Raw genomic sequence first — 13,727 nt, 5'->3', positions numbered from 1 at the left:
CGTGCCCGGCCGCGATCCGCAGGAAGTCGTCGCGGCCCACATCCGCCGGCTCGAAGCCCTGCGCCGGGCCGGCATCGTGGAGCGCGTGGCCGAGGGGCTATGGAAGGTGCCGGGCGACCTGGCCGAGCGCGGTCGCCAGTACGACGCGCAGCGCCTGGGCGGCGTGGCGGTGGAACTGAAATCGCACCTGCCCATCGAGCGGCAGGCCCGCGTGATCGGGGCCACCTGGCTCGACCAGCAGTTGATCGGCGGCGGCTCAGGCCTGGGCGACCTGGGCTTTGGCGGCGAGGCCAAACAGGCGATGCAGCAGCGCGCGGACTTCCTGGCCGAACAGGGGCTAGCCGAGCGGCGCGGGCAGCGCGTGATCCTGGCGCGCAACCTGCTGCGCACGCTACGCAACCGGGAACTGGCGCAGGCCGCCAAGGACATTGCCACCGAAACCGGCCTGGAGCATCGCCCGGTGGCCGACGGCCAGCGTGTAGCAGGCATCTACCGTCGCAGCGTCATGCTCGCCAGCGGTCGCTATGCGATGCTCGATGACGGCATGGGGTTCAGCCTAGTGCCATGGCGGCCAGTGATCGAGCAGCGGCTGGGGCAACAGCTTGCCGCGACGGTTCGCGGCGGCGGAGCTACATGGGAAGTCGGGAGACAGCGAGGTCAGTCCGTTAGCTGAACAAGTCCATGCCCAATGCTCGTCAACATAGTCCCTGGCCGATAGGAACTACACAACCAGGCCCTGTTCTTCCTTATCAACCTCGACTAGCTCCGGCATCCATTTTCCGCTGCTGTCGCTACCGGAACCGTGGCACGATCGCGGATGTCCTCGTGCAGGATGCGGCGCATTTCGACGATCGCCGGCGCGGTTCCCTGGACACTGTGCGCGGAATGGACGATTTTTTCGGATACGGCACCGTCCAGATGGGCGCTCCAGTAGGGCACCAGGCCGTCGTCGGATTTGGTCAGCGGAACCTCGGGATCTTGATGGCCGATGATCGAGTGGAAGCGTACGCACGGCGAAATTGACAGCCCGGCGGCGGCTTGGACGAATGGGTCGGAGCGGTCGAGGTTATCGATGCTGTTGGGTAGCCTGAGCTTATCCCCGCCAGCCTTTGCCGCCTCGCCATGGGCAAGATCGTCCAATACGTCGGCGAAGCCTTCCAGCAGGGTCAGTGGCAGGCGCACCAGGCGCTTGGCGAAACGCCCCAGGCGACCACCGGCAACCTCGGTGCCGCGGTGCGGGGCTGCAATGAAGATCGCGCGTTCCACTTGGGGAAGCGGCTCGAAGTGCATGAGCGGGCCGACCCGCTTGCGCAGTCGCTCCAGTCTGCCATCGTCGAATTCGCGTCCGGCCAGCAGCTCGTTCCACAGGGCGTCGCCCCCCGACGATGACACCATCAAGCGCGAGATCACGCCTCCCATGCTGTGACCTATCAGCACCATGTCACGGGAGGCGGCAGCGTTCCCCTGTGGATCGAAGTGCCGCAGCGCCCCGTCCAGCGTCTGACGAATCGCGTGGTGGTTCAGTGCGATCGGCATGTTGGTCGGGTAGTAGAACTGCCAGACCTGGAACTGGCGGCGAATCTCCTCGTCGCCCATCAGTTCGTTGGCCACGTTGACCCAGGCTTCCGGGCTGCTGGCCAGGCCGTGAATCATCAGGATGATGCGACGATCCGGGTCATAGGGCTGCATCAGGTACAGGTGCGGGCGTTCGATGCCCTGCTCACGTCCGAACAGGCTGCGCAGCGATTGCCGGTTGAAACCCGAGCGCGCCAGCCACAGTCCGTAGCTGGCGGTGAAGTTCGCCGCCAACGGCACATCCTGTCCATGCAGTTCGATTTTCGCGTCCCGGTATGGGTCGTGAACGGAAAGCGCGACCTCGCGAGTGGACAGCACTTGGGCGAGGTTTTCGCCAGAAAAGCGCAGCAACGCAGTGATTGCCGCTGTCGGCATTTCGCTCCACGCTTGGTCGGGCCGCTGATGCGGTTGCTCGGTTCCTGCGCCGCCAGAGTCCGCTGCCGCCGTCGTCACGGGATCAGGGGCCATCACTGCCACCAGTTCGGCACCGAAGCCATCGCGTCGAAACGTGCTGCGCAGCCCGGCGAACGACAGCGACGAAGCCGGCAGCAGTTCGTGCGGCAGGATTGCCCGCGCCCGACCGGGGGACACCACATCCGGCGGTTCGAGCGTCACCATCCACGGCCCATCCCTGAACATCATCTCCGCACTCGCCAGCGCCTTACCGCGATAACTGGCGAACACGAGCGATGCCGCCTCCTGCACCGCCAGGTTGTAGTAGTCGCGCACCTGAGTCTGGCGATCCTCAAAGGCGCGCGCGTCCGGCGAGCGCTCGCTGAAGAACAGGTAGGCATAGGCATGCCGAGCCACCTCCAGCCAGGCATTCAGGCGTTGATCGCCGGCATCGGGAGCGACCTGTTGCTCGGTATCCGGCAAGGTCTGCGCCTGCTGTAGCCACAACTCCGACAAGGCCGACAGGCGCTGCTCGCTGGTCAACCCCTGAACATCCGACACGGCATGGATGCACCCGGCGGCCTCCGGCTTCGCACAGGCACCATCGTCCAGACCGGCAACGCGGATCGTCTCCAGGGTGGCGGCGCTGAGCTTGCCGCTGGTCAGGATGTCGCCGCGCTTGAGCGTGATGTATTCGCCGGGCGTCATTGCGGCGACTTCCACCGCCGGGCGGAATTCGCGCAGAACCGCACAACCGCTCAGCAGCAGCGATGCCACCGCCAGAACCACCAGCTTTGCGTACCGGCTTTTCATCGCGCTACTTCGTCGCTGGCGATCCGGGCTTGCCTCGGATTTCGGCCTGCTCCGCGTACTCCCTGGATATCGCCTCCAGCCCCCCTATGGCGAAGTGGTACAGGTGGCTCGCAATCGTCTGAGAAGGCATCTGGAAGATCTCCTGCAACGGGCCGGGGAAACTGCGTCCACCGACCAGCAGCATTAGGCAGGGGGCGATCACGTTGAGCAGGCACCGGGTCAGGGCGGGGTCTTCCGGGGGTATCTGCGTGATCTCGCCGAGCATGTGCTTGAGGAGCGCCATCTTCGGCTGTGCTTCGTCCTGGAAAAGGATCTGCAGGTGCGAGGTCGGGGACAGCACTTCCCTGGCCAGGACACGCAACTGCCATGCTTGGGGTTCCTGAGTCGCGCGCTCGACCAACTGCTCGATCAGCACGCGCAACTTCGACGAGGGAGACAACCCGCTGCCGACGAGTTGCCGCAGGGCGGCCATGTCCAGCAGCCGGCCATGAGACGCCGCCAGCACGGCTTGATACAGACCACTGCGGTTGCCGAAGTGGTAGTTGATCGACGCCAAATCCACCTGGGCCTGGGCAGCGATGGCCTTGTTGGAGGTCTCGGCATACCCCGTGGTGGCGAACAGCTCGCCCGCCGCCTCAAGTATCCGGGTTCGGGTGGCCTCGCCATCCGAGCGAAGTCCGCGTGCAGGTTTGTTCATTCCTCGATTGTCCAGAGCAGCAGGTACGGCTTGCATTCTCGCCTAGACTAAAACTAAAATCAATTTAGTGTTATCGTAGCGCACCGCATCGTTCTGCCTCCATTCCGACTTCCTGGATCGTTTGACATGAAGAAGCCCCTCATTGCCCTTGGTCTCCTTGTAGTGCTGGCGCTCGGCGCATGGGCCTGGATGCATCAGCGGGATAAAGACCACGACGGTGCGCTGGTGCTGTACGGCAACGTGGACATCCGGCAGGTGTCGCTGGCTTTCGATGGCAGTGGCCGCGTGGCCGAATTGAAGGTCGATGAAGGCGATGCGGTGAAGGCGGGTCAACTGTTGGCCACGCTGGACACGCAAACGCTGGCCTTGCAGGCCGAACAGGCGCAGGCACAGATCGGCGTGCAGCAGCAGAATCTGTTGCGCCTGAAGAACGGCTCGCGCCCCGAAGAACTGGCGCAGGCGAGAAGTAGCTACGCCGCTGCACAGGCCGATGCCGAGCGTGCGCGCAAGGACTTGGCGCGATTGCAGGGGATTGCCGCCAATACCGACAACCGTGGGGTCAGCGCACAGGAATTGGATCGCGCCCGTGCCGCCGTGCAGGTCGCCGACGCGCAGGCGGCGCAACAGCGCGACGCGCTGCGCCTGACAGAAATCGGCCCGCGCAAGGAAGACATCGCCGCCGCCGAGGCGCAACTGAAGTCCTCCGAGGCGCAATTGGCACTGTTGCAGCATCAGGTTTCTCAGGGCCAGTTGATCGCGCCATCCGATGCCGTGGTGCGCTCGCGCCTGCTGGAACCGGGTGACATGGCCACCCCGCAGAAGCCGGTGTACGCATTGGCGATCACCCGTCCGAAGTGGGTGCGCGTGTATGTGAATGAACCGGATTTGGGCAAGGTCAAGCCCGGCCAGTCCGCGCGCGTCACCACCGACAGCGCACCGGACAGGCCCATCACCGGCAAGGTCGGCTATATCTCCTCGGTCGCCGAGTTCACCCCGAAAGCGGTACAGACCGAGGAACTGCGCACCAGCCTGGTCTATGAGGTGCGGGTGGTCGTCGAGGACAACGACGATGCGCTGCGCCTGGGCCAGCCTGCCACTGTCGTATTGGGCGGCGACACGCAATGAGCCGAGCCGAGCCAGCCGGCGCCAGCGTCGTCGCCGACAGCCTGCGCAAGACCTTCGAGGCGCCGGGCGGCGGGCCGCTGCACGCGGTCGATGGCGTGTCGCTACAGGTGCGCCAAGGCGAGCTGACAGCATTGGTTGGCCCGGATGGCGCCGGCAAGACCACGTTGCTGCGAATGATGGCCGGCCTGTTGAAGCCCGACGCCGGCAGCCTGCGGGTGCTCGGGATCGACGTGGCGCAAGACCCGCAGGCTGTACAGGATCGCATCAGCTACATGCCGCAGCGCTTCGGCCTGTACGAAGACCTGAGCGTGCAGGAGAACCTCGACCTCTACGCCGACCTGCATGGCGTGCCGCAGCAGCAGCGCCGCGAACGCTTCGCCCGACTGCTGGACATGACCGACCTGGCGCGCTTCACCGACCGGCCCGCCGGCAAGCTCTCCGGCGGCATGAAGCAGAAGCTCGGCCTGGCCTGCACCCTGGTGCGTTCGCCTGACTTGCTGCTGCTGGACGAACCCAGCGTCGGCGTCGATCCGCTGTCGCGGCGCGAACTGTGGAAGATCGTGCAGCAACTGGTCGAGGACGAACAGCTCAGCGTGATCGTCAGCACCGCCTACATGGACGAGGCCGAGCGCTGCGCGCAAGTGTTCGTGATGAACCTGGGCAAAGTATTGGCCGAAGGCACGCCGCAGACGCTGGCCGAACGCGCACGCGGGCTGGCCTTCGTTGCGCCGCCGGCCGCAGGCACGCCAGCCCGCGACTTGCAGGCCAGGCTGATCGACGCCAGCGAGTTGATTGTCGATGCCGTTCCCAGCGGCGGCGCAGTGCGTTTCATCCGCCAGCCGAATGCGGACGAAGCAAAGATCGCCGCGTTGCTCGATGGTTCGCCCCCGCAATCGCGCACGGAAGAACTGGAAGACGCCTTCATGATGTTGTTGCGCCAGCATCAGGACGGCGACGAAGCGGCTTCGCCACAAGCCACGACACCGCAGGAAGCGAACGTCGATGCGCCGCGCGATGACGGAAAACCCGTGATCGTGGTGCGCGACCTGGTGCGCAAGTTCGGCGATTTCACCGCCGTGGCCAGCACCTCGTTCGAGGTCGCACGCGGAGAAATCTTCGGCCTGCTCGGCCCCAACGGGGCCGGCAAGACCACGACCTTCCGCATGTTGTGCGGCCTGCTGCCGGCGACCAGCGGCCATCTGGAAGTGGCCGGCCTGAACTTGCGCCATGCCCGCGCCAAGGCACGCGCGCGCATCGGCTACGTGTCGCAGAAGTTCGCGCTGTACGGCAACCTGAGCGTGCGCGAGAACCTGGAGTTCTTCGGCGGCGCCTACGGCCTGCGCGGCAAGGCCCGAGACGCGCGGGTGGACGCGATCATCGAGCAGTTCGCGCTGGAACCGAAGGCGCTCAGCGGCCAGTTGCCCGGCGGCTACAAGCAGCGCCTAGCGATGGCCGCCGGCCTGCTGCACCAACCGGAGATCCTGTTCCTCGATGAGCCGACCAGCGGCATCGACCCGCTGGCGCGGCGCGCGTTCTGGCGCACCATCACCGCCCTGGCGCAGGGCGGCACCACCATCATCATCACCACCCACTTCATGGAGGAGGCCGAATACTGCGACCGCATCGCGATCCAAGATGCCGGCAGGATGCTGGCGCTGGGCACGCCGATACAGGTGCGCGAGCAAGCCGGCGACGCCGGCGGCGACATGAACAGCGCGTTCATCGCCATCGTCGAGCAAGGCCGAGCGAAGGCGGCCGAAGGAGTGGCGGCGTGAGCACGCACGACACACGAAGCGGGTTTCTGCGCCGCTTCACCGCCCTGCTGCGCAAGGAAGTGCGGCAGATGCTGCGAGACAAGAGCAACCTTGCGGTCGGCCTGCTGTTGCCGGTCGCGCTGATCCTGCTGTTTGGCTATGGCCTGTCATTCGACGTGAAGAACGCGCCGGTCGCGGTGGTGCTGGAAGACCGCTCGCCGACCGCGCGCGAACTGGTCGATGGCCTGCAAGGCTCGCCGTATATCGCGCCGTTGTTTGCTGCCGACATGGCCGAGGCCGAGCGCTTGATGATGGCCGGCACGGTGGATGGCATCGTCCGAGTGCCGATGGATTTCTCGCGCCGCTTGAACGCCGGCGATGCGCGCATCCAGTTGCTGCTCAACGGCGTGGATTCCAGCTCGGCGCAGACCATCGAAGGCTATGTGAGCGGCGCGATAGGTTCATGGGCGCAGCAACAGGCGGATCGCGCCGGCAACAAGCCCGCCGGCATCGGCAACGTCGAGGTCGTGCAGCGGATGTGGTTCAACGAGGCCGGCGAAAGCCGCTGGTTCCTGATCCCCGGCCTGATCGTGCTGGTGCTGACCCTGATCGGCGGCTTCCTGACCTCGCTGCTGATCGCGCGCGAATGGGAGCGCGGCACGCTGGAATCGCTGTTCGTCACCCCGGTGCGGCCGATGGAGATCGTGCTGTCGAAGATCGCGCCGTACATGGTGGTCGGAGTGATCGACTTGGGTCTGTGCCTGCTGGCCGCGCACTTCCTGTTTCACGTGCCGATGCGCGGCTCGCTGGTCGTCATCGTCATCGCTGGCCTGCTGTACCTGATGGTGTCGCTGCTGCTCGGGCTGTGGATCTCCGGGGTCACCCGCAACCAGTTCCAGGCCAGCCAGATGGCACTGCTGGCCAGCTTCATGCCGGCGATGATGCTCTCCGGCTTCGTGTTCGACCTGCGCAACGTGCCGGTGGTGATCCAGGTCATCAGCCAACTGCTGCCGGCCACGCACTTCATGGCGTTGATCAAGACCCTGTTCATGGCCGGCAACAACTGGCCGGTGATCTTCCTGAATTGCGGCATTCTCGCGCTGTATGCGTTGGTGTTGATGTTCGCCACGCAGCGCACGTTGCGCAAGACCTTGAGGTGACTGCGATGCATGCCTTTTTCGCCACCCTGGCCCAGATCGGCGCGCTGATCCGCAAGGAAATCCTCGCCTTGGTCAAAGACCCCGCCAACCGCGCCATGCTGTTTGCTCCAGCACTGATGCAGGCGCTGCTGTTCGGCTATGGCGCCACCTACGACCTCACCAACGTGCCCTACGCGGTGCTTGACCAGAGCCGTGGCCAAGCGTCGGCTGAATTACTGGCACGGCTGGACGGAACCGGCGTGTTCCACCGCGCCGCCACCCTGACCAACTCCTCGCAGATCGCAGGAATGATCGACGGTAACGATGCGCTGATGGTGCTGAGCATTCCCGCCGATTTCCAGCAGCGCCTGAATGCCGGCCAGAGCGCGCCGCTGCAGGTGATCTTGGACGGGCGCAATTCCTCCACCGCCGGTTCGGCGTCTGCTTACGTCGGCTCTATCGTCGCCAGCTACAACGCTTCGCTGGGCGGCGGTGCAGCCGGTATCGCGATCGAGCGCCGCGCCTGGTTCAACCCCAACTTGGAATCGCGCTGGAACATGATGCCGGGGCTGATCGGCGCACTGAGCATGTTGCAGACCTTGCTGATCGCGGCGCTGTCGGTGGCGCGCGAACGCGAGCAAGGCACCTTCGACCAGTTGCTGGTCACGCCATTGACGCCGTTCCAGATCCTGATCGGCAAGGCGATCCCGGCGATTCTGGTCGGCCTGCTGCAATCGACCATCATCTTCCTGGTCATCCTGTTCTGGTTCCAGATCCCGATGAACGGCTCGGTGTGGCTGCTGTACGCAGGGCTGCTCACCTTCAACATCGCCGCGGTCGGCGTCGGCCTGTCGGTGTCGGCGGTGTCTCTGAGCATGCAGCAGGCGATGCTCTACACCTTCCTGCTCATCATGCCGCTGATGCTGCTCTCCGGCTTGCTGACGCCGGTGAAGAACATGCCGGAAATCCTGCAGGTCGCCACCTACGCCAACCCGCTGCGCTTCGGCATGAGCATCGTGCGCCGGGTGTATCTGGAAGGCGCCGGTTTCCTCGACATCTGGCGCGATTTCATTCCCTTGCTGGTGATGGGCGCCATATCGCTGCCGCTGGCGGCGTGGCTGTTCCGCAATCGCCTTTCCTGATCGAGTATCGTCATGCACGCACCGCGCTGTTCCAATCGTCTCGTCCCCCGCCTGCTCGCCGGTGCGCTTGCCGCCGCACTCGCCGGTTGCGCCGTTGGCCCGGATTTCGTCAAGCCCACGCCCGCCGCACCGGACGATTGGACGAGTTGGCGCAGCGGTGATGCGTCGCTACGCATTCCGACCGAAGCCACTCAGGCATTGCCGGCCCAGTGGTGGCTGGCATTCAACGACGCAACCCTCGATGCGTTGCAGCAGCGCGCTTTCGATGCCAGCCCCGACCTGCGCACCGCCGCGCTGCGCTTCGCCCAGGCGCGCGCGCAGCGCAACACGGTGGCCGCGCAGCGCGGGCCGGAAATCAACGCCAGCGGCAGCGCCACCCGCCAGCGCCAGAGCCAGAGCGGTGCCGGCACGCGCATGATCGGCATCATGGGGGCCGACCCCAGCCTCACCGAGTTGCTGGCCGAACCGTTCACGCTGTACCAGGCCGGCTTCGACGCCTCGTGGGAGCTGGATTTGTGGGGCCGCGTGCGCCGATCCGTGGAAGCCGCCGATGCCGATGTCGGCCACCAGGCTGCGCTGCTCGATCTGGCCCGCCTTGGCCTGACCAGCGACGTGGCGCGCAATTACTTCGAGCTGCGCACCGCCCAGCGGCAGATCCGCTTGATGCGCGAGGACATCGCCGCACTGGAAGACCGCGCCGCGCTGCTGCAAGCGCGCGTAGAAGGCGGCGTGCTCGACCACACCGACCTGCAACGCCAGCGCGCCGAACTGGCCGCATTGAAAGCGCAACTGCCGCCGCTGCTGGCACAGGAAGCCGCCAGCGCCAATCAGATCGCACTGCTGCTGGTCGAACGCCCGGGCGCGCTGCGGGCCGAACTCGCACCGCGCGAAGCCGACGCCGGGACTTCGTTGCCCGATCTTGCCCTCGGCTTGCCATCGGAAGTTGCGCTGCGCCGCCCCGACATCCGCGCCGCCGAAGCGCGCCTGCACAGCGCCACCGCCAGCATCGGCATCGCCAGGGCCGACCTGTACCCCAGCATCCGGCTTGGTGCGACGTTCGGTTACGAGTCCTACCTGAGCGGCGAATTTTCTGACTGGGGCAGCCGCACCTGGTCGGTTGGCCCCAGCCTCGGCCTGCCGATCTTCGACCATGGCCGACGCAAGGCCACCGTGCAACTGCGCGAACTGCAACAGCAAGAAGCCGCCATCAACTACCAACAGACCGTGCTGAAAGCTTGGCAGGAAATCGACGATTCGCTGTCCGCCTACAGCGCCGAGCAGCGTCAGGCGCGCGAACTGCAAACCCGCAGCGATGCGGCTGGCGATGCCTATCAGCTTGCACAGGCGCGCTACGACGGTGGCGTCACCGATTTCACTGCCGTACTCGACGCCCAGCGCAGCTATCTACAAGCCCGCCGTGACCTGGCGGCCAGCGAGGGACGTTTGAGTACGCGCTACGTCACCGTCAACAAGGCCATCGGCAACGTGCCGTTGGACACGGAGAACGCGGCAGGAAAAGGGATGGAGTGAGGAGAGAACCATGCGGAAAAATGGCCCTGAGCTGGAAGCAGACATGTCGAAGACCCCTGCCGTGGCAAGGCGCACTGCGCTGGTGGTAGGACTTGGCATCAGTGGCATCGCGTGCGCGATTGCGCTGCACCGTGCGGGGTGGCTTCCCGTCGTTGTCGAACGTGCGCCAGCCCGCCGCCGGGGCGGCTACTTCATTGCCGTGATGGGTGTGGGGCGATCGGCTGCCGCCGATCTAGGAGTCGGAGACCGCTTGGTCGATCACAGGGCCGAAAGCATGACCTATGTCATCGATCGGCAAGGGAATCGATCTCCGGGCCTGAGTTTCGCCGACATACCGATCAATCCCTACCTCACCATGCGGGGTGATGTCGAAGACGCAGTTTGGAAGACATTGCAAGAGGTCGCGCCCGACACGGAAATCCACTTCTCGACCACTCCGACCGCGATCGAGCAAAATGGGGATTGTGTCGAGGTGACGCTTGAAGGGCCGCAGGGCGTGAGCCGCCGCTGGTTCGACCTTGTGATCGGTGCCGATGGCATCCGCTCCACGGTGCGCCGTCTTGCATTCCCTCCTGCGCTTGGCGGCTTGCAGCGTCTTGGCACCATGATCTGCGCCTATGCGCTTCAGGAGGATCTACCCACGCTGCCAAGCGGGGTCGGAGGGCAGATCATCGAGCCTGGCCGTTCGTTCACCGTCTTTCCCTTCGATGATCGGCGATCGACGGTACTGTTCTCCTGGTATGCGGCCGATCCTGATGCCGAGCGTAAAGGGAAGGCCGCCGAACAAATCCGCAAGGCATTCGGGCCAGAGCCTCTCGGCCCTATCCTGGAAGCTGCATTGGGGCAACTGGAGACGAGCGAGGCGGCCCTGTTCGACATCGCCGAGCAGGTTCGCCTTTCCACTTGGTATCAGGGGCGCGTGGTGCTGGTCGGTGATTCGGCCTGGTGCCCATCACTTTACTCGGGCATGGGCGCGTCGAGCGGCCTGGCCGGCGCCAATGTGCTGGGCAAGCGTCTCGAAGAACATGGCGACGACATCGCAGCCGCCCTCGCCGACTGGGAAGCCACGATGCGGCCACGGATAGCGGAGTTCCAGAAGTCGGCCGGAACCGGCATTGGCGTCTTCACCCCCGCCAGCGACAAGGCAATCCGCATCCGCAAGCGTGCGATGTCACTTTTGACCAATCCCATAGTGCGCTGGGTGTTCTCGCACGTGGGCAAATTTCTGCCCGTCATGCAGCAACGGGAACGTCCGATTTTCTGAGTGTTCACTGCCGTCAGGTTGTGGGGGGTAGAGCTTCCAATCCAAGCGTCTGATCCAGATGTCATCAGGCTAAGACAGACTTCATCAGGGGGCAGCAGAGTTATGGAGATCCGACACCTGCGCTGCTTTCTTGCGGTAGCTGAAGAACTGCGCTTTGCGCGGGCAGCGGAACGACTGCACATGGAGCAATCGCCATTGTCGCGGGCGATCAAGGAGTTGGAAGAAGACTTGGGTGTGGCGCTGTTCGTCCGCACCACGCGCACCACTCGACTGACCCGCGCTGGCACGCTGTTCTTGGAACACGTGCGCCGCGTGTTCACGGCCTTGGAACAAGCACGCGACAGTGTAAAAGCGGCGGCAAACGGTTTTCATGGCCAATTGCGCGTGGCCTTGTCGGACGGCATTACGCCCTCGCGCTTGCCGGCCGTGCTGGCGCTATGCCGGCAGGAGGAGCCGGAAGTCGAAATACGGTTCTTCGAGGTGCCGCTGTCGCAGCAGATCAAGGGCCTGCATGACGACCTGTACGACGTGGGGTTCACGCAGTCCGATGAAGTGGGTGATGGCATCACCGCCATACCTGTCTGGAGCGACCCGATCATGGTGGCGGTGCCCGCACGGCATCCGCTGCTAGCCCACAAGCGCATTCCGCTGGATGAACTGCTGCGCTATCCGCTCGTCCTGTGTGATCCGCAAGTGTGTGAAGGCCCCGCCAAGCACGTCGATCGGATACTGCGCCGGGTGGACATGGAGCCATTGGTCGCAGAACGAGTCGCTTCGTGTGATTTGATGATGGCGCTGGTATCGGCCGGCTTCGCGCTTGGTCTGGCAGGTGCCGCGCGTATTGCCGCCAGCCATGAACCGGGCGTAGTCGCCCGGCCGCTGGCGCTGCGCGTGCCACCGCTAACGACCTACCTACTGCACGCCGCAGGCGAGCCGTCCGAGGAGCTTGCGCGGTTCATTGAGCGCGTGCAGGCCGTCGAATCACCGGAACCCCCAAGGCCCAAGCCGGGCCATCATTCCGATTCCCTGGAGGAACCTGCGCCATGAAGAAGATCGTCCCATTCTTGCTGGTGGCCGCGTTGACTGCCTGCGGCCAGTCCGAAACGCCTCAGAAGGCCAACACTTCGGAAGCGAATATCCCAACGGTGGAAGAACTGGCGGCCAATCCCGAACGGCTCAAGGAACTGCGCCAGCAATGCAAGACCGACCGCCCGAAGCTCGGCGACGTGCTGTGCAATCGGGTGGCCGAAGCCACGCGCAAGCGGTTCTATGGCGACGGCGAAACGCCGTACACGCCGCCGAAAGAACCGCCCAAGTTCTGATCGTTGGCGGTTCGCCGCATCGTCTTCATTTTTTGATCGACACGCCGCAATGCGCCTGCGCTTGCGGCGTTTTTCTTTGGCTGGCTGTCGCACTCATTCTGTCTTTTTGCTCGACCTTTCTGCTGAAAACGGTCTTTGACCGGCACTGACCCGGCACCGAACCTGACGCCTGCGGCACGCCCTTGTGTCGCTTCTTCCATGAGGAATCAGCGCAGGAGAAATCGGAGGCCAGGTCATGCAAGGGACGAACGTGCTGTTCGGTCAGATCGCCGTGGTATTCGGCATCGTGATCGCCGGAGTGTGGGGCGCCACACAATGGACAGCCGCGGCCCTTGGCTATCAAGTACGCCTTGGCTCGCCCTGGTTCGACTTCCTTGGCACTTCGATTTATCACCCGTGGAAGCTGTTTGAGTGGTGGTTCTTCTTCGGCGCCTATGCGCCGGAAGTCTTCGACACCGGCGGCGCCATTGCCGGCGCCAGCGGCATGGTCGCCGTGGTCGTCGCCATCGCCATGTCGGTCTGGCGCTCGCGCCAAGCGCGCCTGGTCACGACCTACGGCTCTGCGCGCTGGGCGAACGCTCAGGACATTCGCAAAGCCGGCCTCACACAGCCGGCCGGCGTGTTCCTCGGCCAGCACGACCGCCAGTACCTGCGGCACGAAGGGCCGGAACACGTCCTGACCTTCGCGCCCACCCGCTCGGGCAAAGGCGTGGGCTTGGTGGTGCCAACGCTGCTGTCTTGGCCGGCGTCGGCCGTCATCCACGACATCAAGGGCGAGAACTGGCAGATCACCGCCGGCTGGCGCTCGCGCTTCTCGCATTGCCTGCTGTTCAACCCGACCGATGCGAAGTCGGCCGCCTACAACCCGCTGCTGGAGGTGCGACGCGGCGCGCATGAAGTGCGCGACGTTCAGAACATTGCCGACATTTTGGTTGATCCCGAAGGCGCGCTGGAGAAGCGCAACCATTGGGAG

At 64.8% G+C, this 13,727-nt stretch carries 13 protein-coding genes and 1 pseudogene; 11 read left to right on the top strand and 3 right to left on the bottom strand.

Annotation, left to right across the window (positions count from 1 at the left end):
* On the top strand, nucleotides 1-673 hold a 673-nt coding region (locus APY03_RS44480), incomplete at its 5' end, for a DUF3363 domain-containing protein (protein WP_232324406.1).
* 86 nt (nucleotides 674-759) lie between these two features.
* On the opposite strand, the gene APY03_RS25730 is transcribed toward APY03_RS44480, so the two are convergent.
* Nucleotides 760-2,781 (bottom strand): esterase/lipase family protein, encoded by a 2,022-nt coding sequence (locus APY03_RS25730; RefSeq protein WP_013721763.1) that lies wholly within the window; start codon nucleotides 2,779-2,781, stop codon nucleotides 760-762.
* Between the two features lie 4 nt (nucleotides 2,782-2,785).
* Nucleotides 2,786-3,514: a TetR/AcrR family transcriptional regulator gene (locus APY03_RS25725; protein WP_232081078.1), complete on the bottom strand. Its 729-nt coding sequence runs from the start codon at nucleotides 3,512-3,514 to the stop codon at nucleotides 2,786-2,788.
* 90 nt (nucleotides 3,515-3,604) lie between these two features.
* Here APY03_RS25725 and APY03_RS25720 point away from each other — a divergent pair, with 90 nt between their 5' ends.
* The 9 genes and pseudogenes from APY03_RS25720 (at nucleotide 3,605) to APY03_RS25685 (ending at nucleotide 12,754) form a co-directional block, all read left to right on the top strand.
* On the top strand, nucleotides 3,605-4,603 hold the full coding sequence (locus tag APY03_RS25720) for an HlyD family efflux transporter periplasmic adaptor subunit (protein ID WP_013721761.1): 999 nt from the start codon (nucleotides 3,605-3,607) through the stop codon (nucleotides 4,601-4,603).
* Between the two features lie 83 nt (nucleotides 4,604-4,686).
* Nucleotides 4,687-5,061: pseudogene (locus APY03_RS45730) on the top strand (ABC transporter ATP-binding protein); the annotation flags it as partial.
* A complete protein-coding gene (locus APY03_RS25715; protein WP_420796276.1) occupies nucleotides 5,050-6,378 on the top strand; it encodes an ATP-binding cassette domain-containing protein in 1,329 nt (442 codons plus the stop codon). The pseudogene APY03_RS45730 and the gene APY03_RS25715, both read left to right, overlap by 12 nt.
* Complete coding sequence (locus tag APY03_RS25710; RefSeq protein WP_083944564.1) at nucleotides 6,375-7,517, top strand: ABC transporter permease; 1,143 nt, start codon at nucleotides 6,375-6,377, stop codon at nucleotides 7,515-7,517. The genes APY03_RS25715 and APY03_RS25710 overlap by 4 nt, the downstream gene beginning before the upstream one ends.
* A 5-nt stretch (nucleotides 7,518-7,522) precedes the next feature.
* On the top strand, nucleotides 7,523-8,638 hold the full coding sequence (locus APY03_RS25705; protein WP_013721758.1) for an ABC transporter permease: 1,116 nt from the start codon (nucleotides 7,523-7,525) through the stop codon (nucleotides 8,636-8,638).
* 12 nt (nucleotides 8,639-8,650) lie between these two features.
* A complete protein-coding gene (locus APY03_RS25700; RefSeq protein WP_068681375.1) occupies nucleotides 8,651-10,168 on the top strand; it encodes an efflux transporter outer membrane subunit in 1,518 nt (505 codons plus the stop codon).
* Between the two features lie 10 nt (nucleotides 10,169-10,178).
* Nucleotides 10,179-11,432 carry an FAD-dependent monooxygenase gene (locus tag APY03_RS25695; RefSeq protein ID WP_013721756.1) on the top strand — a complete coding sequence of 418 codons (1,254 nt, stop codon included), beginning with the start codon at nucleotides 10,179-10,181 and terminating at the stop codon, nucleotides 11,430-11,432.
* A gap of 102 nt (nucleotides 11,433-11,534) precedes the next feature.
* Nucleotides 11,535-12,479 carry a LysR family transcriptional regulator gene (locus tag APY03_RS25690; RefSeq protein ID WP_013721755.1) on the top strand — a complete coding sequence of 315 codons (945 nt, stop codon included), beginning with the start codon at nucleotides 11,535-11,537 and terminating at the stop codon, nucleotides 12,477-12,479.
* The gene (locus APY03_RS25685; RefSeq protein WP_033834807.1) at nucleotides 12,476-12,754 is read left to right on the top strand and encodes an EexN family lipoprotein; all 279 of its coding nucleotides are present in this window, start codon (nucleotides 12,476-12,478) and stop codon (nucleotides 12,752-12,754) included. Before APY03_RS25690 ends, APY03_RS25685 begins: the two co-directional genes overlap by 4 nt.
* 25 nt (nucleotides 12,755-12,779) lie before the next feature.
* On the opposite strand, the gene APY03_RS41795 is transcribed toward APY03_RS25685, so the two are convergent.
* Nucleotides 12,780-12,995 (bottom strand): hypothetical protein, encoded by a 216-nt coding sequence (locus tag APY03_RS41795; RefSeq protein ID WP_128654057.1) that lies wholly within the window; start codon nucleotides 12,993-12,995, stop codon nucleotides 12,780-12,782.
* Between APY03_RS41795 and APY03_RS25680 the strand changes: the two genes are divergently transcribed.
* Nucleotides 12,990-13,727: type IV secretory system conjugative DNA transfer family protein (locus tag APY03_RS25680; protein WP_198161303.1), on the top strand; the 738-nt coding region annotated here is incomplete at its 3' end. The two genes, APY03_RS41795 and APY03_RS25680, sit on opposite strands and share 6 nt — an antisense overlap.

The organism is Variovorax sp. WDL1 (assembly GCF_001541225.1).
Lineage (GTDB): Bacteria > Pseudomonadota > Gammaproteobacteria > Burkholderiales > Burkholderiaceae_C > Variovorax.
The sequence above is the reverse complement of the archived record's forward strand: the minus strand, read 5'-3'. Positions and strand labels throughout refer to the sequence as shown.

Excerpts from the sequence above, each read along its gene's own strand:
- APY03_RS25705 (WP_013721758.1), top strand. The coding sequence starts at position 7,523 with ATGCATGCCTTTTTCGCCACCCTGGCCCAGATCGGCGCGCTGATCCGC.
- APY03_RS25730 (WP_013721763.1), bottom strand. The coding sequence starts at position 2,781 with ATGAAAAGCCGGTACGCAAAGCTGGTGGTTCTGGCGGTGGCATCGCTG.
- APY03_RS25685 (WP_033834807.1), top strand. The coding sequence starts at position 12,476 with ATGAAGAAGATCGTCCCATTCTTGCTGGTGGCCGCGTTGACTGCCTGC.
- APY03_RS25690 (WP_013721755.1), top strand. The coding sequence starts at position 11,535 with ATGGAGATCCGACACCTGCGCTGCTTTCTTGCGGTAGCTGAAGAACTG.
- APY03_RS25720 (WP_013721761.1), top strand. The coding sequence starts at position 3,605 with ATGAAGAAGCCCCTCATTGCCCTTGGTCTCCTTGTAGTGCTGGCGCTC.
- APY03_RS25725 (WP_232081078.1), bottom strand. The coding sequence starts at position 3,514 with ATGCAAGCCGTACCTGCTGCTCTGGACAATCGAGGAATGAACAAACCT.
- APY03_RS25700 (WP_068681375.1), top strand. The coding sequence starts at position 8,651 with ATGCACGCACCGCGCTGTTCCAATCGTCTCGTCCCCCGCCTGCTCGCC.
- APY03_RS25695 (WP_013721756.1), top strand. The coding sequence starts at position 10,179 with ATGCGGAAAAATGGCCCTGAGCTGGAAGCAGACATGTCGAAGACCCCT.
- APY03_RS25715 (WP_420796276.1), top strand. The coding sequence starts at position 5,050 with ATGAAGCAGAAGCTCGGCCTGGCCTGCACCCTGGTGCGTTCGCCTGAC.